The sequence below is a fragment of the Rathayibacter sp. PhB151 genome, from assembly GCF_004366415.1.
Classification (GTDB): Bacteria; Actinomycetota; Actinomycetes; order Actinomycetales; family Microbacteriaceae; genus Rathayibacter; species Rathayibacter festucae.
Genome location: NZ_SOEN01000006.1, coordinates 845,613 through 865,799, shown reverse-complemented (window position 1 = coordinate 865,799; position 20,187 = coordinate 845,613). Strand labels below are relative to the sequence as shown.

The following is a 20,187-nucleotide window of genomic DNA, read 5'->3' as shown; positions in this document are numbered from 1 at the left end:
GCCCGCAGGGCGTATCGAGACCCGCCCACCCGTCTAGCCTTCGAGGATGCGCTCCCGGCTCCTGCACGCCCGCGAATCGTTCTGGTTCCTGCCCACCCTGTTCGGCGTCCTCGCGATCGCCCTGGCGTTCGGGCTGATCGAGCTCGACCGGCTGCTCATCCGCGCGGGCATCCAGGACCTCCCCCTCGTCGAGGACCTCTCCGCCACCGGCGGCCGGGCGATCCTCTCCGCGATCGGCGGCACGATGCTCGGGGTCGCCGCGACTTCGTTCTCGATCACGATCTCCGTCCTCGCCACCACCTCCTCCGCCTACGGGCCCCGGCTGGTCCGCAACTTCATGGCCGACCGCGGCAACCAGGTCGTCCTCGCGGTGCTGACCTCGACGTTCCTCTACTCGCTGATCGTGCTCCGCTCGGTGCACACCGAGGAGGATGCCACCCTCGCCTTCGTGCCCGTCGTCGCGGTCGGCTTCGCCGTGGTGCTGGCCGTCGGCGACGTCGCGGTGCTGGTCTACTTCATCCACCACATCGCGCTGTCGGTGCAGGTGACCACGCTGCAGAAGCGCGTGCTCGGCGAGCTCGAGGACGTCATCGCGGAGCTGTCGGGCGACGAGGACGAGCCGGACCGGCGCGAGGAGCCGTTCCCCGCCGGCGGTGTCGTGCTGACGGCACCCCGCTCCGGCTACGTCGAGCAGCTCGAGTTCGAGCGCCTCGTCGCGCTCGGCGCCCGCCACGACGCGGTGCTGCGGATGCTCGCCTCACCCGGCGACCACGTCCTGGCCGGCGACCCCGTGCTCGAGCTCGTCGGCGGGAGCGACCTCGAGGAGGCGGCGCTCGCCGCGGTGGTGATCGCCGACGCGCGCACCCCGCACCAGGACCTCCGCTACGCCGTGCAGCAGGTCGTCGAGATCGGCGTCCGCGGCCTGGCGACCGGCACCAACGACCCGTACACCGCGGTCAGCGCGCTCGACGCCCTGACCGGCGCGCTCGTCGAGCTCTGCCGGGGCGACGGCCCGCGCACCCGCTTCCGCGACGCCGACGGCGTCGCCCGGCTGTGGTGCACCTGGCCGACCGCCGCGGACCTCCTGGCCGAGGTCTACCTCGCCCTGCGCGCCTACGCGCTGGACCAGCCGCTCGTCGTCCGCGCCGGCGTCCGCCTGGCGCAGCGCCTCGAGCCCGTCGCCCGCGGCACCGCGCGCACCGAGCTGCACCGCCAGCTGGAGGCCTTCGCCGGCGCCTACGACGCCGCCGACCGCGACGCGCTCGAGGCCCCGGTGGTGCGCCGCGACCTGGCCGAGTTAGGCGTGCGCCTGTCCGCCGTGGAGTCCGCGCGCAGCTGAGGTCCAGCTGCGCCGCACGATCCGTGCCGTTCTGCCGCGTCGGTGTCAGAGGTTGGGCGCGAGCGCGGCCGGGGTGCGACCCTGTCCGGGCTCGACCCCCGAACCCCGCTCGCCACCCCTGAGGAGCACCCGTGTCCCGTCCTCGCCCCCGGCCTCTCCGCTCCCGCCGTCGCCACCGCGGCCCCGCGGCCGCCGCCTCCGTCCTGATGACCGTCGCGCTGCTCGGCGCGGCGGCGACCACCGCTCAGGCCGCTGATCCCGTCCCGTCATCCTCGGTGCCGACCCAGGCGGCCGAGCGCCCCGCCGTCGAGACGAGTGTGACCGGAGCGTTCGTCGTCGAGCCGGGCCGGCCGATCGTGGTCGGCACCCCGGTCACGTTCACCTACCGCTGGACGAACACCGGCGATGTCCCGTTGAAGGGCCTCCGGGAGGAGCTCGCCGTCGGTGCGACGTACGAATGGATCGAGAATCGCACTGTCGAACCGGAGGACCTCGTCCTCGGGGTCGTCCGGACGGCCGGCGACGAGGGCAACCTGAGGACCCCCGCGGGCGCGACCGTCCCGTACTCCATCGCCGAGTACTTCCTCCGGATCCCCGGCGCCGGTCCACAGCCGTCCGTCGCGGTCGAGCACCCCGGGATCACGATCACCGTCACCGGACGCTTCGACCTGAGGCCGGGGGAGACGGTCTCGGTCGAGACCCCGTTGCACATCTTCCGCCACGTCGTGAACACGGGTGATGTCCCACTCGTCATCGAGGGGATGCTGCTCCAGCCCGGCCACTCGGTCGACCTCCCCCTGATCGCGGACGCCAGTCCGGAGCAGTTGAAGCAGGGCTTCGTGCAGGTCGAGGGGAGCCTCGGGCGGGTGCCCACGCCGACCGGTTTCTACACCACTCCGTCCTACTCCGTCCGGATCCCGATTCCGGGTGCGACGCCGACGGTGGACCCCGGGCCTCCTGCTCCCGCGCCGACCGCCGCCCCGTCGCCGACGACCGTCCCCACGCCGACGTCCGCTCCGTCGGCGGGACCCGTGGTCGAGCATCCCGGGATGACGATCACCGTCACCGGCAAGTTCCTCATCAAGCCGGGCGAGACGGTGCAGGTCGGCGTTCCGGTGCAGTACACGCTGCATGTCGCGAACACCGGCGACGTCCCGCTCACCCTGGCCGGCACCCGGATCGAGCCGGGGCGGTCGACGGACGTCGTCCAGAACAGGACGGTCACGCAGCAGGATCTCGACAGGGGATACGCGGAGACCGCGGGGAGCTTCGGCCGGATCCCCACTCCCACCGGCTCGTACGCGAGTCCCGACTACTCCTATCGTCTGCCGATCCCCGCCGTGACGCCGACCCCTGCGCCGACTCCGACTGCCACGCCCACGTCCACGCCGACGCCGACGCCCACGCCGACACCGACCCCCGCGGTCGAGCACCCCACGGTGCCCGGGCTCGCCGGCCGCGTCGCCGGCTCGCCGGCCCTCGCTCCGGGGGAGAAGCCGAGGATCGGCACGAGAGTGACGTGGACCGTGACGGTCACCAACACCGGCGACGTCGAGCTGCAGGACGTGCGGCTGCGCGGCGGGAAGGAGCGGGTCTTCCTCGCGCCGGGCGAGACCCGGACCCTCACCCGGTCCACGACGCTGTCCGCGCACGATCTCGAGACGAGGCGCGTCTCGAGCATCACCCAAATGTCGGGCCGTACTCCGGAGGGAGCGCTCGTCCACCTGGAGGTCCGGGGAGCCCGCCTGATCCGCCTCCCGTAGACGGGCACGCAGCGGACTCACGAGGCCGGCAGCACACCGGTCGAGCCGCACCCCGTGCTGGTCGAGTGCCGCGCAGCGTCGTCTCGAGCGGCGAAGTCGCTTCGCGTCTCGGTGGTGAGGGAAAGGACGCGCGGCGCCCCTTTCATGCTGGTCGAGTAGCCCCGCAGGGGCGTATCGAGACCCACCACCGTCAGCAGGGCGGTTCTGCAGACTCGCGTTCCGACGGTGGTGGATCTCGATACGCCCGCTCCGCGGGCTACTCGATCAGCATGGTTCTCCCATCCGTATGAAGTGATCTTTTACGAGGAGACCGCGCGTCAGCGCAGCGGCGCCGTCGACGAGCGCAGCACCAGGCGGGCGGTGACCGCGGTCCGCTCCTGGCGCTCGCCGGTGCGGATGCGCGCGGCCAGCATCTGCAGGGCCTTCTCGCCCAGCAGCTGGTGGTCGAGGTGCATCGTCGTCAGCGGCGGCGAGTAGTACGCGGAGTCCGGCATGTCGTCGACGCCGACGATCGAGTAGTCGCCGGGCGCCGTCCGGCCGCGCTCCGCCATCGCGCGGAGGAAGCCGAGCGCGATCTGGTCGTTGGCGGCCGAGACCGCGGTGAAGGACTGCGGATCGACGGCCCGGCCCTGCGCGGCTCCCGACTCGGCGTCCCACTCCGCACAGCGCAGCACCTCGAGCGGGGCGACCCCCGCCTCCGTCAGCGCCGCCAGGTAGCCGCGCTCGCGGTCGACGGCCTCGTTGCGGTCGCCCGGGCCCGCGAGGTGCAGGATCCGCCGGTGCCCGAGCTCGAGCAGGTGCCGGGTGCCGAGGTAGCCGGCGCCGTAGGAGTCGGCGTAGGTCGAGTCGCCCGCGGGGCCGCCGCGCTCGGAGCGCGTCACGACCGGCACCGAGGCGGCGATGTACTCGACCAGCTCGTCGAGTCCGCCGTAGGGCGTGCCGACGATGATCCCGTCGACCTGGAAGGAGAGCAGCTTGTCGACCGCGTGCCGCATCTCCTCGCGGGCGCCGGGGGCGTCCGGCCCGACCTCGAGCAGGGCCGTGATCAGCGAGAGCCCTTCGGCGCGCGCCGCCCGGCTCACTCCGGTCAGCAGCTCGGAGTGCCCGTAGTTCAGCGGCCCCATCGCGAGGAAGCCGACGGTGTCGGTGCGCTGGACCCGGAGGTTCCGGGCGACGCGGTTGTGCCGGTAGCCGAGCTCGGCGATGGCCGCCTCGATCCGCACCCGCGTCGCCGGAGCGACGTAGCCACCGGTGAAGAAGCGGGAGACGGTCTGCGCCGAGACCTCCGCATGCCGCCCGACGTCGGCCATGCTCGGCCGTGCGCGGGGCGGGAACGTGCTCGACATCGAGGCTCCCTCCCTGGCGGCGACCCGCTCACTCTACTGAGCCGGTTCCGAGCCGATCGCCGTTACCCGATCGTGACCCATCAACCGGTTGCGCGCATTGTCGCCCGAATGTGTTATCGATAACGTATCCCTCATCCACCGCCGCTGGAGCTCCAGTCCCGGCCCCGATCGGCGGATCCGACGTCGATGTCGCGCTGCTGCGATGTCGAGCAGCGAAAGGACGCGAAGATGCGTGCTCTGACCCGTTCCAGTGCTCTGACCCGATCCCGTGCTCTGACCCGATCCCGTGCTCTGACCCGATCCGTCGCCCTCGCCACGGGCGCCCTCCTCCTCGCAGGCCTGGCCGGCTGCTCCGCGAGCGGCGGCGACTCCGGCGGGAAGACCGAGATCACCTGGTTCAAGCTCACCGAGTCGGCCGACTCCGCGAACGCGACGATCAACCAGATCGTCAGCGACTTCGAGGAGGCGAACCCCGACATCACCGTCAAGGTCGAGCAGCGGGCGGTGGACGCGCACAAGGACGCGCTGCGCACCACGCTCGGCACGAGCGGCGCCCCCGACCTCTTCTTCTCCTGGGCGGGCCCCGGTCTCGGCGGCGAGTTCATCGACGCCGGCGCGAGCCTGGACCTGAAGGAGTACTACGACGAGTACGGCTGGGCCGACCGCTTCTCCGACACCACGATGTCCACCGTCACCCAGTACGGCGGCTACGACGGCGTGCCGTACACCCAGCGCACCGAGGCGGTCTTCTACAACAAGGACCTCTTCGAGCAGGCCGGCATCGACGCCGCGCCCACCAGCTACGACGAGCTGGTCGAGGACGCCGGGAAGCTGAAGGACGCGGGCATCACCCCGTTCGAGTTCGGCGGCACCGTCAACTGGCACGTGATGCGCCTGCTCGACAGCCTGCTCGAGACCGAGTGCGGCGCCGACGGCTATCAGGCCCTCGTCACCGGCGAGGCGAGCTGGGCCGACGAGTCCTGCGTCACCGACACCTTCACCGAGTTCGCCACCTGGACGAAGGACTACGTCAACGACGGCTTCATCTCGATCAACAACGACGAGTCGAGCTCGCTCTTCTTCGCCGGCAAGGCGGCCATGGCGATCGAGGGCGACTGGTTCAACCAGCAGATCCGCGACGCCGGCATGTCCGAGGACTCGGTCGGCATCTTCGCCTTCCCCACGGGCACCGACCGCATCTACGGCTTCAACGAGAACAACTACATCTCCGCGAACTCGGAGCACGCCGACGAGGCCGCGAAGTTCCTCGACTACCTGACCTCGGCCGAGGCGCAGGCCACGTTCATCGCCACCTTCGGCAGCCGCTCGGTCAACGTCGACGTCACCCCCGAGGACCAGAGCGCCTTCGACGCCCTCTGGAACCCGATCACCGAGGCGGCCACGGGCGTCTACATGAACAACGACCAGAACCTCTCGCAGTCGCAGACCACGGAGTACTGGCGCATCCAGAACCTGGTCGCGACCGGCGACCTCGACCCGGCCGACGCCGGCGCCGAGTTCCAGAAGTTCATCGACCAGCAGTGACGCCCGGGGCGGAGGGGGCCGCGCGTCCCCTCCGCCCGAGCGCCGCCGTGCCCGAGCACCCCGTGTCCGAGACGTCCGAGAGGTCCGCCATGACGACATCCACCCCCGCCCGCCCCCGGCAGTCCGCGCCGGAGCAGCCGCGGAGGAAGCATCCGCGCCGCCGCGCCCTCGCCCGCTTCGGCGGCACCGGCTTCGTCGCGGCCCTGCCGTTCCTCGCGCCGGCGCTCGCCGCCTACCTCGTCTTCGTGGTCGGCCCCTCGCTCGAGTCGGTGCGGCTCAGCTTCTTCGAGTGGTCCGGCTTCCAGGGCGCCCCGCAGGTCTTCGTCGGACTGCAGAACTACGTCCGCATCTTCACCCAGGACCCGGTGTTCTGGACCGCGTTCTCGAACACCCTGATCTGGGTGGTGCTGTCGCTCTTCATCCCGGTCGGCCTCGGGCTGGTGATGGCGCTGGCGCTGAACCGCCCGCTGTTCGGCCGCAACGCCTTCCGCTCGCTCTTCTACATCCCGGGCGTGCTCGCGCCGATCGCCATCGCGAACATGTGGCGCTGGATGTACAACCCGAACTACGGCGTGGGCGTGAACCTCGCCCAGCTGTTCGACCTGCCGTGGCTGGCCGAGGTGCAGTGGCTCGGGGACAAGAACCTCGCGCTCTACTCGATCTTCGCGGCCTTCGTCTGGCAGATCGCGGGCACGAACATGGTGCTCTTCCTCGCCGGCCTGCAGAGCGTCTCGCCCGATCACGTCGAGGCGGCCCGGCTCGACGGCGCGAACGCCTGGCAGGTGTTCCGCAACGTGACGATCCCGGCGCTGCGGCCGACCACGGTCATCGTCGTGGTCCTCACGATCATCAACTCGATCAAGGTGTTCGACCTGATCGTCGGCATGACCGGCGGCGGCCCGGCGCAGCAGACGCAGGTGCTCGCGCTGTGGTCGTTCCAGCAGTCCTTCAACAACCACGAGTACGGCCAGGGCAACGCGATCGCCACCGTCCTGCTCGTGATCACCCTCGTCATCGTCGTCCCGTACATGGTGTGGACGGCTCGTCAGGAGAAGAACTCATGAGCGTCACGAGCATCCCGACCAGCGCGCCCGGCCTCGTCGCGCCGGCCAAGCGCACGCGCCGCCCGGTCGGCGGCCGCGACTACATCCGGATCGGCCTCTGGATCGCGCTGGTCTTCGCGGTCCTGATCTGGGCCGTCCCGCTGATCTTCATGGTCTTCACCTCGCTGAAGAGCGAGGCCGACATCTTCAGCACCCCGGCCTTCGTGCCGCCGTGGTCGCCCGACTTCGGCAACTACGTCGAGGCGCTCGACCGCGGCAACCTGCTCACCGCGGGCGGCAACAGCCTGATCATCGCGCTCTTCAAGGTGCCGATCGGCCTGTTCGTCTCGGCGGCCGCGGCCTTCGCCCTGGCGCGGATGCGGTTCCGCCGGCAGCGCCTGCTGATGGGCGTGATCGCGCTCGGCGCGATGGTCCCGATCCAGGTCGCGATCGCCCCGCTCTTCCAGGTGATCAACGGGCTGGGGCTGCTGAGCAGCAATTTCGGGATCATCCTGCCGTACATCGCGTTCGGCCTGCCCTACCAGACCTTCATCCTCTACGGCTTCTTCCGGCAGATCCCGGAGGAGATCGACGAGAGCGCGCGGATCGACGGCGCCGGCAACTGGCGGCTGTTCCTGACGATCATCCTCCCGCTGGCCCGCCCGGCGCTCGCCGCGCTGTTCATCCTCGACTTCGTCTCCACCTGGAACGAGTACTCCATCGCCCTCGCGCTGCTGCAGAGCCAGGACTCGTGGACGATCCCGCTCGCGCTGCAGGGCTTCCAGTCGCAGTTCACCAGCTCGTACGGGCCGTTGAACGCCTTCACCATCATGTCCGTCTTCCCCGTGCTGATCGTCTACCTGATGTTCCAGCGCTACTTCGTCGAGGGCGCCTTCGCCGGCGCCGTGAAGGGCTGACCGTGCCGCACACCACCGACACCGCCGAGCGGTTCTCGCGCGAGACGCGCCTGTTCGAGGTCCTCCGCGACCCGCGCGGGCACGCGATCGTCGAGCGCCGCCTCCCCGGGCTGGTGCACTCCTCGATCCTGCACACCCTGCACGGGTATCCGATCGGCCTCGTCGTCGACACGGAAGAGTCGCTCGACGAGACCGAGCGCGAGGCGCTGCTCGCCGAGGTCGCCGCAATACCGACCGAGGAGCCCGCCCCGGTCCGCGAGCAGGAGCGGTACGTCGAGCCCTCCGGCGACTACGAGGGCGCGGACGTCCCGCTGGCCTCGGCCGTCGTGTCCGCGCCGGCCGACGCCTCCGTCTTCGGGCGGTTCGAGATCGAGCTGCGCGGGCCCGCGCACGGCAATCCGTACGTCGACGTCGCGCTGTCGGCGATCGTCGACGGACCCGACGGCTCGGTGCGCGTGCCCGGCTTCTACGACGGCGACGGCGTGTACCGGCTGCGCTGGATGCCGGAGGCACCCGGCGAGTACGCCTGGACCACCTCGAGCAGCGCCCGCTCGCTCGACGGCGTCACCGGCTCCGTCTCGGTGACCGCGGCGGTGGCGGGGCAGCACGGCCCGGTGCGGGTGGCCGACATCTTCCACTTCGCGCACGCCGACGGCACCCGGCACCGCCCGCTGGGCACCACCTCCTACGCCTGGACGCACCAGGGCGACGCGCTGGAGGAGCGGACGCTCGCCGCGCTCGCCACCGCCCCCTTCACCAAGATGCGGATGTGCGTCTTCCCGAAGTCGTACCTCTTCAACGAGAACGAGCCGGTGCTCTATCCGTTCGAGGGCTCGCCCGAGGCGGGATTCGACTGGCAGCGCTTCGATCCGGAGTTCTGGGCGCACCTCGAGCGGCGGATCGAGCAGCTCGGCGAGCTGGGCATCGAGGCGGACCTCATCCTCTTCCACGCCTACGACCGCTGGGGCTTCTCGACGATGGACGCCGTCGCCGACGACCGCTACGTGCGCTACGCCGTGGCGCGGCTCGCCTCGTTCGCGAACGTCTGGTGGTCGCTCGCGAACGAGTACGACCTGCTGTTCGAGAAGACGGAGGAGGACTGGGAGCGCTTCGCCCGGATCGTGGGGGAGGACGACCCGTCGCGGCACCTGCTCTCGATCCACAACTGCCGCGAGTTCTACGACCACTCCCGCCCGTGGATCACGCACGCCAGCATCCAGCGGCAGGACGTCTACAAGACGGCCGAGATGACGACCGAGTGGCGCCGCTGGGGCAAGCCGGTCGTGATCGACGAGTGCGCCTACGAGGGCGACATCGACCAGGGCTGGGGCAACATCACCGGCGAGGAGCTGGTGCGGCGGTTCTGGGAGGGCGCGCTGCGCGGCGGCTACGTCGGCCACGGCGAGACCTACGTGCACCCGGACGACGTGCTCTGGTGGTCGAAGGGCGGCGAGCTGCGGGGGACGAGCCCGGCGCGGATCGCGTTCCTGGAGTCGGTGCTGGCAGGGGGGCCCGCTCGCGGCCTCGAGCCGATCCCGCTCGACTGGGACGTGCCGCGCGCCGGCGTCGAGGGCGAGTACTACCTCTACTACTTCGGCTTCGACCGGCCGACCTACCGCCGCTTCCTGCTCGAGCCCGACGTCTCGTACACGGTCGATGTCCTCGACACCTGGGCGATGACGATCGAGCGCCTGCCCGGCACCTACTCGGGCCGCTTCCGCATCGACCTGCCGGGCCGCGAGTACATCGCCGTGCGCCTGCAGCGCGCCCCTGCCTGCTGATCGAACCATGTTGATCGAGTAGCCCGCGAAGCGGGCGTATCGAGATCCACCGTGCTCACGACGGTGGGTCTCGATACGCCCCTGCGGGCTACTCGACCAGCATGGTGCGCGGACCTGCCGTACTCCTGCCGGCCCTTCCCCTGCTGATCGAGCAGCCCGCGGAGGCCCCACGGAGCAGGCGCCGCAGGCGGCCCATCAGCACGCTCGCCGCACGATCTCCGCCGATCCGACCGGTGCGCGTCAGAAAGGAGACACCCGGCCGCTCCCTCTGCAACGCTGTCGGCGCTCCGCCCCGAGCCCGAACCGCGTCCCTCTAGGAGCATCCATGTCCTCTCGTCCCCGCGTCGCGCGCACCGGCGGCCGTTCCTCCACGACCGGCCTCGCGGCCGCCGGCCTCGCTCTGATCCTCGGCACGGCCGGCACCGCCTCGACCGCCGCCCACGCCGCGGAACCCGCCATCCCCGCGCCGCCGGCGGTCGTGTCCACCCCGGCGGCCGAGCATCCCGAGCTGACCGTCACGGTCCGCGCCGAGCTCGTCCTGGAGCCGGACCGGCCGGTGACCGTCGGCACGCCGATCCGGATCACCTCCGTCCTCGCGAACACCGGGGATGTCCCGCTCACGGTCTCGCTCGCCGAGTTCGGCCGGCAGGACGCCCGGATCAAGCCCGAGGGCGAGTACCGGCTCGTCGACGAGCATCGGACGGTCACCGCGGACGACCTCGAGGCGGGCTGGATCCGCGATTCCGGCGAGTTCACGGCGACCACTCCCTCCGGCGCGACGCTCACCTCGCCGCCGGTCGACTGCAAGCTCCTGCTGCGCGCCCCGGCCGACGAGCGCCACGAGCTGTAGCGGACCGGCGCGGGAGGGGCTCCGCGGGCGGTCACTTTATCGAGGAGTCGAATCAATTCGACTAGGCTCGACGGCATGACCGAGAACACAGGTACGACCGAGACCCCGGGGGAGCTGCGCGTCGGCGTCGTCGGCCTCGGCTTCGCCGGCACCACCCACCTCGACGCCTTCCAGGCCCTCCCCGGTGCGCGGGTCGTCGCGCTCGCCGGCCAGGAGGAGGAGCGCCTGCGCGAGCTCGGCGCCACCCGCGGCGTCCCCGACCTCTACGCCGACTGGGAGGAGCTCGTCGCCCGCGACGACCTCGACGTCGTCTCGATCGGCGTGCCCAACCACCTGCACCACCCGATCGCCGTCGCCGCGCTCGCCCTCGGCAAGCACGTCTTCTGCGAGAAGCCGCTGGCCACCACCGCCGAGCTCGCCGCCGAGATGGTCGACGCGGCCCGCGCGAACGACCGCGTCCTCGAGATCGCCTACAACCACCGCCGCCGCGCCGACGTCGCCTACCTCCGCACCTACCTCGACGACGCCCCGCTCGGCGAGATCTACCACGCCCGCGCGAGCTGGCAGCGGCGCACCGGCATCCCGGGCATCGGCTCCTGGTTCACCAGCAAGGAGCTCGCCGGCGGCGGACCGCTGATCGACCTCGGCTCGCACGTCCTCGACATCGCGCTGCACCTGCTCGGCGAGCCGCGGGTCACCAGCGTCTCCGCCGTCGCGTACGGCGAGATCGGCCGCTCCGGCCGCGGCGGGCGCCCGCACGGCGTCGCCGCCACCGGCACGCACGCCTTCGAGGTCGAGGACTTCTCCAGCGCGCTTCTCCGCCTCGACAACGGCCGCAGCCTGCAGCTCGACGCCTCCTGGGCCAGCTACTCGAAGGTGCACGAGGACATCGAGGTCGAGCTGCTCGGCTCGGCCGGCGGCGCCCGCCTGCACGTCGCCGACTACGCGACGGAGGGGACGCTCACGTTCTACTCCGAGGTCGCCGGCGCCCCCACGGTCTCGCGCCCCGACGTGCCGGTGCCCGCCGGTCACCACCGCTCGGTGATCGCGGAGTTCCTGGCCGCCATCGCGTCGGGTGCCGACGCGCCCGCGGGCGGCCCGCGCTACGCCGGCCACTACGGCGACTACGCGCTGCACCGCAGCCGGGTGGTCGACGCGATCTACCGCTCCGCCGCCGAGAAGAAGGAGGTGGCGGTCGCATGAGCGCTCCCCTCGAGGTCCTGGTCTGGAACGAGTTCCGCCATGAGACGCGCGGCGACGAGACCGTGATGCGGCACTACCCCGACGGCATCCACCGGGTGATCGCCGACGGGCTGGTCGAGTCGCTCGGCGACGCCGTCTCGGTGCGCACCGCGACGCTCCCCGAGCCCGAGCACGGGCTGACCGAGGAGGCGCTGGCGAAGACCGACGTGCTGCTCTGGTGGGCGCACATCGCGCACCCGGAGGTGTCGGACGAGGTCGTGCAGCGGGTGCTGCGGCACGTGCAGGAGGGGATGGGCATCCTGATCCTGCACTCCGGGCACTACTCGAAGATCTTCCAGGCGCTGATGGGCACCACCTGCTCGCTGAAGTGGCGGAACGACCACGACCGCGAGCTGGTCTGGACCATCGCGCCGACGCATCCGATCGCGGAGGGCGTGCCGAGCCCGATCGTCATCCCCGAGCAGGAGATGTACGGCGAGTACTTCGACATCCCGGTGCCCGAGGAGACGGTCTTCCTCTCGACCTTCTCGGGCGGCGAGGTCTTCCGCTCCGGGGTGACCTACACCCGGGGTCTGGGCAAGGTGTTCTACTTCTCGCCCGGCGACCAGGACTACCCCGTCTACCACCACCCCGACATCAAGCGGGTGCTCGCCAACGCCGTGCAGTGGGCGCGCCCCAAGCGCGAGCGCACCCCGCTGACGGCCGACCACCACCCGCGAGGCTGGTTCGAGTCCTGACCCCTCCCGCGAGATGCCACTTGTGCACGCCTTTCCCGGCGTGTCGCGTGCACAAGTGGCATCTCGCGGAGGAGATCACGCCCGGCGGGCGTGCCAGGCGCGCAGGGCCGCGACGCCGAGGGCGGCGACGACCAGGGCCGTCGCGGGCGTGCGGAGCGAGACGGCCGGGAGCATCAGCGCGCTGGTGAAGACGGCCTGCGCGTAGTCGAGCATCTCGAGCGGATGGCGGGCCAGCACCCGCGAGCCGGCGGCGGCCGAGACGGCGGTGACCAGCACCGGTCCGACCCAGAGCACGGCGAGGCTCACGATCCACGCGATCACCCGGCCGGCGGAGAGCACCCCGCACCAGGCGAGGGCGAGACCGGCCAGGATCCCCGGCAGCCACTGCACCGCGTTCAGCAGCGCGAGTCCGGCGGCCGAGCCGTCGCGGCTGAGCGGCGCCACCACTCCGGTCAGCCAGCCGCCGGCGGCCACCGCAGCGAACGCGATCGCGACGGCCGCCCCCGCCCGCGGCGCCCGGGCGATCACGAGCAGGAGCAGCGCTCCGACCGCGATCGCGGCGACGGTGCCGCCGACGATCGCCGCGAGGTAGAGGTCGGAGTCGCGGTCCTCCCGCAGCCCGGCGGACACGGTCAGCGCCGACTGCACCAGCGCGACGACCTGCACGCCGACCGCTCCGAGAGCCGCGCCGAGCGGGCCGATGCCGCGGCGCCGGCCGACCCGGGCCGCGAGTCCCGCGAGGGCCGACCCGACCACGATCACCGAGACGATCAGCGTCAGGAAGTACTGGCTGAACGGCAGGAGCGCGAGCGGCATCTCCTCCGGGAGCACGTCGGTCGCCCAGAGGTTCTGCAGCGGCAGCCGCAGCCCGGTGAGCAGCCAGGGCAGGAGCCCGAGCACGCCGGCCGCGACGCCGACCCCGAGACTCGGGAGCAGGCGCGGGCGAGGGTGGACGGGCGCTGCGGAGGAGGTCACCCGACCATCCTCGCGCGAGTGCTGTCCCGCGGGGGCCCGCTCGTGCGACTGTGAGGAGTCCCGCTCCTCCCCGCATCCGCGCCCCACACGAGAGGAGGGCCGCCGTGGCCCTCAACCAGACCGTCCGCTCCTCCGCGGCCGAGCTCGACCGCCTCGACCCGCTCGCCGGCTACCGCTCCCGCTTCGTCGGCGCGGACGACCCGGCGCTGCCCGCCTACGTCGACGGCAACTCGCTCGGCCGCCCGCTGAAGGTCCTGACCGAGCGCTATGCCGCGTTCGTCGAGCAGGAGTGGGGTACCCGCCTCATCCGCGGCTGGGACGACAGCTGGTTCCAGCTCCCGCTGACGCTCGGCGACCGCCTCGGCGCATCGGTGCTCGGTGCCGCTCCCGGCCAGGTCGTCGTCGGCGACTCGACCACGGTCTCGCTCTACAAGCTGATCCGCACCGCGCTGACCGCGAGGCCCGGCCGCTCCGAGATCGTCATCGATCGCGGCAACTTCCCGACCGACCGCTTCGTGGTCGAGGGGATCGCCGCCGAGACCGGCGCGACGATCCGCTGGATCGAGACCGAGTCGGGCTCCGGAGCGACCCCCGACGACGTCCGCGCGGTCGTCGGCGCCGACACGGCCGTGGTCGTGCTGAGCCAGGTCGCCTACCGCTCCGGCTACGCCGCCGACGTCCCGGCGATCACCGGCATCGTGCACGAGCACGGCGCGCTGGTGCTCTGGGACGTCTGCCACTCCGTCGGCGTGCTGCCGATCGAGCTCGACGCCTGGGGCGTGGACCTCGCGACGGGCTGCACCTACAAGTACCTCAACGGCGGCCCGGGCGCCCCCGCCTTCCTCTACGTCCGCCGCGAGCTGATCGCCGGCGCTCGGCAGCCGATCCAGGGCTGGATGGGCGTCAAGGACTCGTTCCGGATGGGCGAGAACTACGACCCTGCCGACGGCATTCGCCGCTTCCTCAGCGGGACGCCGCCGATCGTCGGGATGCTCGCCATGCAGGCGATGCTCGACCTGATCGAGGAGGCGGGCCTGCCCGCGATCCACGCCAAGTCGATCGCGCTGACCGCCTTCGCCGTCGAGCTGTTCGACGAGCACCTCGCCCCGCTCGGCGTCGAGCTGTCGACCACCCGCGAGCCCGCGCGCCGTGGCGGCCACATCACCGTCGACCACCCGGACTTCGCCGCGATGGTCCCTGTGCTCTGGGAGCGCGGGATCATCCCGGACTTCCGCACGCCCAGCGGCATCCGCCTCGGCCTCTCGCCGCTCTCCACCTCCTTCGCGGAGGTCGAGACCGTGGTGCTGGCGGTGCGCGACCTGCTCGTCGAGGGGGCGCGCGAGTCCCGAGAGGTCCACGGCGGCGCGTGAGCGGGGTCCTCGACCTCGCCGCGCGCGAGGCCGATCAGGTGCTCCGCTACGGCGAGGCGCCGGAGCAGATCGCGGAGCTCTACCGCGGCTCGGGGCGGGGCCTCGTGCTCTTCGTGCACGGAGGCTTCTGGCGGGCGCGCTGGGACCGGAGCCACGCGCGTCCCCTGGCCGCCGCGCTCGCCGATGCCGGCTGGTCGGTGCTGCTACTCGAGTACCGGCGCGTCGGCGACGCGGGCGGCGGATGGCCGGGAACCTTCGACGACGTCCTCGCGGCCATCGAGGTGCTCCCGCCGCTGGTCCCCGTCGCGGAGCGGTCGTGCACCGTGCTGGTCGGCCACTCGGCCGGCGGCCATCTGGCGCTCTGGTCGCAGGCCGCGCATCCCTCACCGCACGTCGACGCCGTCGTCTCGCTGGCCGGAGTGACCGACCTGCGTGCCGCCGCGGACGAACGACTGGGTGACGGCGCCGTGGCGGAGCTGCTCGGCCCGGACGGCCCGCTCGACGACCTCGACCCGGCGCGGCTCCCCGCCCCGCCGATGCCGACCGTCCTGCTGCACGGCGCCCTCGACGACGAGGTCCCGATCGCGTACAGCCGCCGCTACTGCGTCGCGCACCCCTCCGCGCGCCTCGTCGAGCTCCCGGACGCCGACCACTACGCCCCGATCGACCCGCGCACCCCGGCGTTCGCGACCCTCCTGGCCGTCCTCTCGTCCGCGCGCGTGCACAAGTAAGGCTGAATCCCCCGAATCGATCTGTTCTCCCGCCGATCGGGCTTCCCGGCCTTCGTTGTGCACCCGACCGCGGGTCGAGGCTCGGCCGTCGAGTCGACCTCATGCTGGTCGAGTAGCCCCGCAGGGGCGTATCGAGACCCGCCCAGCTTCAGCAGGGCGGCCTGCAGACTCGTCCTGCTGGGCGGGTGGATCTCGATACGCCCGCTTCGCGGGCTACTCGATCAGCATGAAGACCGCGAAGGTGGATGGCGCGGCCGCTGCGCGTCGTCATGCTGGTCGAGTAGCCGCGCAGGGGCGTATCGAAACCCGCCGTCCTCTTCGGGGTGGTCTGCAGACTCGTCCTGCTGGCGGTGGTGGATCTCGATACGCCCGCTCCGCGGGCTGCTCGATCAGCAGGGGCGGCTCCGCGCTGAGGCGGTGAGCGATCCGCGAGGCGGCGGGTTCCGCCGCTACAGGGCGGGCGGGTAGAGGAAGAGGGGGACCTGCGCCGTGGGGAAGGTGCGGGTGACGTAGCTGTGGCGGCCGCCGTAGTTGTACTCCTCGAGGAGGACGGTGCCGTCTGTGTTGACCTGCTGCACGTAGGAGACGTGGTTGTAGGTCCACCAGGCGACGCAGCCGACGATCGGGACGGCGCTGGTCGCCCAGCCCATCGCGGCCCAGTTGTCCGGCCACTCCCAGGCGCTGCCGCCCATCGGGGTGATGTTGCCCCAGGTGTACTTCCACGGCGCGGCGGTCGCGCCGGCGTCGCGGTTGAGGCGCCAGGCCACGAAGTCGACGCACTCGCGGTAGTAGTAGCCGAGCGGGGAGAGCCCGCCGCCGTTGTCGTCGATGGTCTCGTAGGGCCACGGGTAGTCGTCGCCGACGGCGCGGGTCTGCACGGTGCTGAAGCCGCCGCCGTTCGCGTTCTGCAGCACGGCCGCCTGGCGGCTGGCCTCGTCGAGCTGGGCCTGCGTCGGCGCGGCGAACGCGTCGCGGACGGCGGTCTGCCCGGCCGCCTCCGACGAGACGGTGAGGTTCTGCAGGCCGGCGCGGTTCGTGGCGGTGCCGGCCGCGGTGGCCGCGGTGCTGCGGGCGCCGTACGCAGGGAGCGCGGCGGTGGCGAAGAGGCCGCCGACGATCGAGAAGGTGGCGAAGCCGAGGGTGCGCCGGCTGAGCCCGCTGGAGCGGGCGGGCTGCGGGGCGGCGGGCGTGCGCGGGGCGGCCGGAGTGCGCAGGGCGGCCGGAGTGCGCCGGGCGGCCGTGGCGCGAGGAGTTGCGACGGGCTCCCCAGCGACGGCCGCGGCAGCGACCGGCACAGCGGCACCGGCCGCCCGTGCCGCGGCGGCGGCCTCAGCGGCGCGGACCTCGCGGCGGGTGCGGTGCACCGGCGTGGAGGGAGAGGTGTCGTGACACTCCTGCGGATCGGGAATGCCACTGGTCGACACGCGTGCGCTCTCCTCGGGTGGGCGGACTGGGGTGGTGCAGGGGGGGCCTGCGGGGTGGTGCGGGGCGCCGGCAGGGCCCGGCGACTCGTCACTCTAGCCCGCCACCGCGCGGTAACGGAATGATCACGACGGAACTCGTCGCGCAGCGTCTCCTCCCGCTCCGGCCCCGGTGGGAGGATGGAACGACCAGGGAAGGAGCCGTCCATGACCGAATCCACTCCCTCCGGACCCGTGCTCGTCGGCGTCGTCGACGGGCAGCGTCCCGAGGTCGTCCGCACCGCCGCGCAGCTCGCCTCCGGGCTCGGCGCGCCGCTGCTGCTGCTCACCGTGGTCGCCGATCCGTACCTCGTCGGCGAGTACGTCGACCCGATGACCGGCGGCATCCCGGTCGGCCTCGTGCCCCGCTCCGGCGGCACCGGCGCCGGCCCCACCGAGCCGCCCGGACTCCGCGAGGAGATCGGCGCGGCCCTCGCCGGGACGGACGTCGACTGGACGCTGCGCACCGTCCAGGGCGAGCCGGCGCTGGTCCTCACCGACGTCGCCGAGGAGGTAGACGCCCGGATGATCGTGGTCGGCACCCGCGATGCCGGAGTGCTCGCGAGCATCGCCGAGTTCCTCAGCGGCAGCGTCGCGGTGCACCTCGCGCACCGCCAGCGGCGCCCCGTGCTCGTCGTGCCCCGCGCCGACGAGGGCACCCGCCGCCGCGTCCCGTGGGACACGGGGGAGTGACGCCGCCGCAGGCTCCCGGGCCGCCCGCTGAGGGACCGCGCTCGCCCTTCCGCCGCTCGGCGCCGTCGCGGTGGCGACGATCACGGTCGACCTCATCGGTGCCCTCCTGCTCGGGCTGCTGCTCGCCGGCCTCGCCGGCCGCGGATGCTGCTCGAGCGGCGCTGGGTCGCCGGTCTCGCCTCCGGCCTCAGGTGGGCGGCGGCGCTCGCCGCGGCGGCCGGCGGACCGGCTCCGACGGCGGCTCTGCTCGCGCGCTGAGACCGGATGTCTCATCGACCGGCCTGAGAGGTGCTCCGACGATGGAGCCGAGCCCCCCTTTTGCGGGGTTCAACCGCCCCTGAGCACGATCTTCGCCGATCGCGTGCCCGGCGCCGGGACAAGATATGCGGTGTGACGTTCGGGGGCGGTCTGCGGGAGCTGCGGCTCGCCGTCGTCGACGACCAGCCGCTCTACCGCCAGATGCTCGCCTCGCTGCTGCGCGCGGTGCCGGGCGTCCGGAGCGTCGTCGAGGCCTCCTCCGCCGCGGAGGCGCGCGAGAGGCTGCGGCCCGCCGAGCTCGACGTCGCGATCATCGACATCGAGCTGGGCGACGGCGACGGCATCGAGCTCGGCCGCGAACTGCGCGCCGGCGACCCCGAGCTCGCCGTCGTGCTGCTCTCGGCGGTCGACTCGATGCACCGCTTCCTCCGCCTCGGCCGCGACGAGGTGCGCGGCTGGAGCTACCTCTCGAAGAGCTCGTCGCTCTCGTCGCCCGCGCTGATGACCGCGATCCGGGCGACCCTCGACGGCCGGACCGTGCTCGACCCCGCCCTGGTCGCCGCGCGCACCGCCCGCCGGAGCTCGCCCGTCGACGCGCTCAGCCGCCGGCAGTACGAGGTGCTCGGCGCGCTCGCCTCGGGCCTCACCAACGCCGCGATCGCGGAGCGGCTCGGCATCGCGGTGCGCTCGGTCGACAACCACGTGAACGCCCTCTACGGAGCGCTGAGCCTGCGCTCCGACGGCTCGCGCAACCCCCGCGTGGAGGCGACCCTGCTGTTCCTGGAGCACACCCGGTGACCCTCCCCGACGACTCCCGGCCGCGCCGCGCGGACGACGCCGAGGACAACCGGATCCTGCGCGGGACCGTCGCGATCCTCGGCGGGGTGCTGGCCGTCCTCGCGGCGCTGCAGGCGGTCTTCGCGCTGGGCATGCTGTCGCAGACCGTCCGGGGAGTCGAGAGCGGGCCGGTCGTCGACGTCGTCGTTCGCGTGGTCGTCAACACCGCGTCGATCGGCCTCGCGGTCGTGCTCGTCGCGCTGCTGCGTCCCGAGCGCCGCGCGCGCACCGGGCGGCTGCTGGTCTCGGCGGGGATCGCGGCGGCCGTCGCCGTCGTCCGAGTCGGGCTGCAGCTCATCGTCGGGGTCTACCTGCCGACCGCGCTCGACGCCCTCGTGGTCGAGCTCGTGGTGGGCGCAGTGGTCGTCGGCCTGATCGTCTCGTTCGGGTTCCTGCTCGTCGATGCGACCCGGCGGGTACGCGAGAAGGAGCGGGAGCGCGCCCGCGTGCTCCTGCAGGCCGTCGACGCGGTGCAGGCGCTCCAGCAGGAGGAGCTGCGCGTGCGCCGCGAGGTCGCGCAGGGCCTGCACGGCCGGCTGCAGAACACGCTCGTGGTGCTGGCCGCGGAGCTGCGCGGGCTGGCCGCGACTCCTCCCTCCGCCGCGACCGCCGAGCGCCTGAGCGGGATCGCGAGCCGGCTCGACGAGCTGCGGGAGCAGGAGGTCCGCGCGGTCAGCGGGGCGCTCTACCCGGTCGACATCGAGCACGGGCTGGTCGCCGCCGCCCGTGATCTGCTCTCGCGCCTGCCGCCGGAGATCGCCGTCGACCTGGACGTCCACGACGACTACCCGGGTCTCGAGGAGCGCGGTGTCCCGATCGAGCAGCGGGTGCTGCTGGTGCGGCTGATCGAGGAGGCGCTGACCAACGCGCTCAAGCACGGCGGCGCGCGGGCCGTGCGGCTGCACCTGGACGTGGCGCGCGGGGAGCGGGAGCACGCCGTGGTGATCGGTCTCGACGACGACGGCGGCGGGCTCGCGGCCCCACCGGTGCTCTCCGGGCTCGAGCGCCTCTCGCGCCAGTTCGCGGTCTACGGAGGCTCCATCGAGCTGGTCCCGTCGGCCGCGCTCGGCGGCGCGCGGCTCGCCGGCCGGCTGCCGCTGCGGCTGTCCTGAGAGGGCGAGACGGAGGCGGTGCGGTCGGCCTCCCCCTCGACCTGCGCCGAGGGCGTCGCGGGAGAACGTGACCGCCCGCTCCACGGCCTCGAACATCGGCCGAGAGCCGTGCTCATCGCTCCTCGGCGATGACGACCGCTCTCAGCTGATGTTCTGCGCTCGATACGCTGAGTGAGACCGCGGTCGATCGCGCCGGTGCCCGCCGCGCCGCTCGCCCGCCGCTCGAA

17 protein-coding genes are annotated in these 20,187 nt (G+C 72.5%); 14 read left to right on the top strand and 3 right to left on the bottom strand.

What is annotated here, in order from left to right:
- Positions 1-46: 46 nt before the first annotated feature.
- Together EDF35_RS04745 and EDF35_RS20660 are read left to right on the top strand one after the other, a co-directional pair.
- A complete protein-coding gene (locus EDF35_RS04745; protein WP_123705730.1) occupies positions 47-1,339 on the top strand; it encodes a DUF2254 domain-containing protein in 1,293 nt (430 codons plus the stop codon).
- Between the two features lie 131 nt (positions 1,340-1,470).
- Positions 1,471-3,102: a hypothetical protein gene (locus EDF35_RS20660; protein ID WP_148059210.1), complete on the top strand. Its 1,632-nt coding sequence runs from the start codon at positions 1,471-1,473 to the stop codon at positions 3,100-3,102.
- Between the two features lie 317 nt (positions 3,103-3,419).
- On the opposite strand, the gene EDF35_RS04725 is transcribed toward EDF35_RS20660, so the two are convergent.
- Entirely contained in the window at positions 3,420-4,448 is a 1,029-nt protein-coding gene (locus tag EDF35_RS04725) for a LacI family DNA-binding transcriptional regulator (RefSeq protein ID WP_123731771.1), read from the bottom strand.
- A 228-nt stretch (positions 4,449-4,676) separates the two neighbouring features.
- Here EDF35_RS04725 and EDF35_RS04720 point away from each other — a divergent pair, with 228 nt between their 5' ends.
- The 7 genes from EDF35_RS04720 to EDF35_RS04690 all read left to right on the top strand — a co-directional run bounded on the left by EDF35_RS04720 (position 4,677) and on the right by EDF35_RS04690 (position 12,524).
- On the top strand, positions 4,677-5,993 hold the full coding sequence (locus EDF35_RS04720; protein ID WP_133960899.1) for an extracellular solute-binding protein: 1,317 nt from the start codon (positions 4,677-4,679) through the stop codon (positions 5,991-5,993).
- A gap of 89 nt (positions 5,994-6,082) precedes the next feature.
- Positions 6,083-7,057, top strand: a complete 975-nt coding sequence (locus EDF35_RS04715) for a sugar ABC transporter permease (protein ID WP_123705725.1) — start codon at positions 6,083-6,085, stop codon at positions 7,055-7,057.
- Positions 7,054-7,953, top strand: a complete 900-nt coding sequence (locus EDF35_RS04710; protein WP_123705724.1) for a carbohydrate ABC transporter permease — start codon at positions 7,054-7,056, stop codon at positions 7,951-7,953. The genes EDF35_RS04715 and EDF35_RS04710 overlap by 4 nt, the downstream gene beginning before the upstream one ends.
- A gap of 2 nt (positions 7,954-7,955) precedes the next feature.
- Complete coding sequence (locus EDF35_RS04705) at positions 7,956-9,734, top strand: DUF5605 domain-containing protein (protein WP_243839845.1); 1,779 nt, start codon at positions 7,956-7,958, stop codon at positions 9,732-9,734.
- A 325-nt stretch (positions 9,735-10,059) separates the two neighbouring features.
- Positions 10,060-10,584, top strand: coding sequence for a hypothetical protein (locus tag EDF35_RS04700; RefSeq protein ID WP_133960898.1), 525 nt, complete (start codon positions 10,060-10,062; stop codon positions 10,582-10,584).
- Positions 10,585-10,659: 75 nt separating this feature from the next.
- A complete protein-coding gene (locus tag EDF35_RS04695; RefSeq protein WP_133960897.1) occupies positions 10,660-11,787 on the top strand; it encodes a Gfo/Idh/MocA family oxidoreductase in 1,128 nt (375 codons plus the stop codon).
- Positions 11,784-12,524 carry a ThuA domain-containing protein gene (locus tag EDF35_RS04690; RefSeq protein ID WP_133960896.1) on the top strand — a complete coding sequence of 247 codons (741 nt, stop codon included), beginning with the start codon at positions 11,784-11,786 and terminating at the stop codon, positions 12,522-12,524. The genes EDF35_RS04695 and EDF35_RS04690 overlap by 4 nt, the downstream gene beginning before the upstream one ends.
- Before the next feature lie 75 nt (positions 12,525-12,599).
- Here the strand turns inward: EDF35_RS04690 and EDF35_RS04685 are convergent, their stop codons facing one another.
- Positions 12,600-13,499 (bottom strand): hypothetical protein, encoded by a 900-nt coding sequence (locus tag EDF35_RS04685; protein WP_133960895.1) that lies wholly within the window; start codon positions 13,497-13,499, stop codon positions 12,600-12,602.
- A 104-nt stretch (positions 13,500-13,603) separates the two neighbouring features.
- On the opposite strand from EDF35_RS04685, the gene EDF35_RS04680 reads away from it, so the two are divergent.
- Both EDF35_RS04680 and EDF35_RS04675 read left to right on the top strand, forming a co-directional pair.
- Positions 13,604-14,869: an aminotransferase class V-fold PLP-dependent enzyme gene (locus EDF35_RS04680; RefSeq protein ID WP_133960894.1), complete on the top strand. Its 1,266-nt coding sequence runs from the start codon at positions 13,604-13,606 to the stop codon at positions 14,867-14,869.
- Positions 14,866-15,600, top strand: coding sequence for an alpha/beta fold hydrolase (locus EDF35_RS04675; protein WP_133960893.1), 735 nt, complete (start codon positions 14,866-14,868; stop codon positions 15,598-15,600). Before EDF35_RS04680 ends, EDF35_RS04675 begins: the two co-directional genes overlap by 4 nt.
- A 449-nt stretch (positions 15,601-16,049) precedes the next feature.
- Here the strand turns inward: EDF35_RS04675 and EDF35_RS04670 are convergent, their stop codons facing one another.
- Positions 16,050-16,964 carry a CHAP domain-containing protein gene (locus EDF35_RS04670; RefSeq protein WP_133960892.1) on the bottom strand — a complete coding sequence of 305 codons (915 nt, stop codon included), beginning with the start codon at positions 16,962-16,964 and terminating at the stop codon, positions 16,050-16,052.
- Positions 16,965-17,228: 264 nt separating this feature from the next.
- Here EDF35_RS04670 and EDF35_RS04665 point away from each other — a divergent pair, with 264 nt between their 5' ends.
- From EDF35_RS04665 to EDF35_RS04655, 3 genes are all read left to right on the top strand, one after another.
- Positions 17,229-17,753 carry a universal stress protein gene (locus tag EDF35_RS04665; protein WP_159423666.1) on the top strand — a complete coding sequence of 175 codons (525 nt, stop codon included), beginning with the start codon at positions 17,229-17,231 and terminating at the stop codon, positions 17,751-17,753.
- A 390-nt stretch (positions 17,754-18,143) separates the two neighbouring features.
- On the top strand, positions 18,144-18,809 hold the full coding sequence (locus EDF35_RS04660; RefSeq protein ID WP_243839844.1) for a response regulator transcription factor: 666 nt from the start codon (positions 18,144-18,146) through the stop codon (positions 18,807-18,809).
- On the top strand, positions 18,806-19,960 hold the full coding sequence (locus tag EDF35_RS04655; RefSeq protein WP_133960891.1) for a hypothetical protein: 1,155 nt from the start codon (positions 18,806-18,808) through the stop codon (positions 19,958-19,960). The genes EDF35_RS04660 and EDF35_RS04655 overlap by 4 nt, the downstream gene beginning before the upstream one ends.
- Positions 19,961-20,187 lie beyond the last annotated feature (227 nt).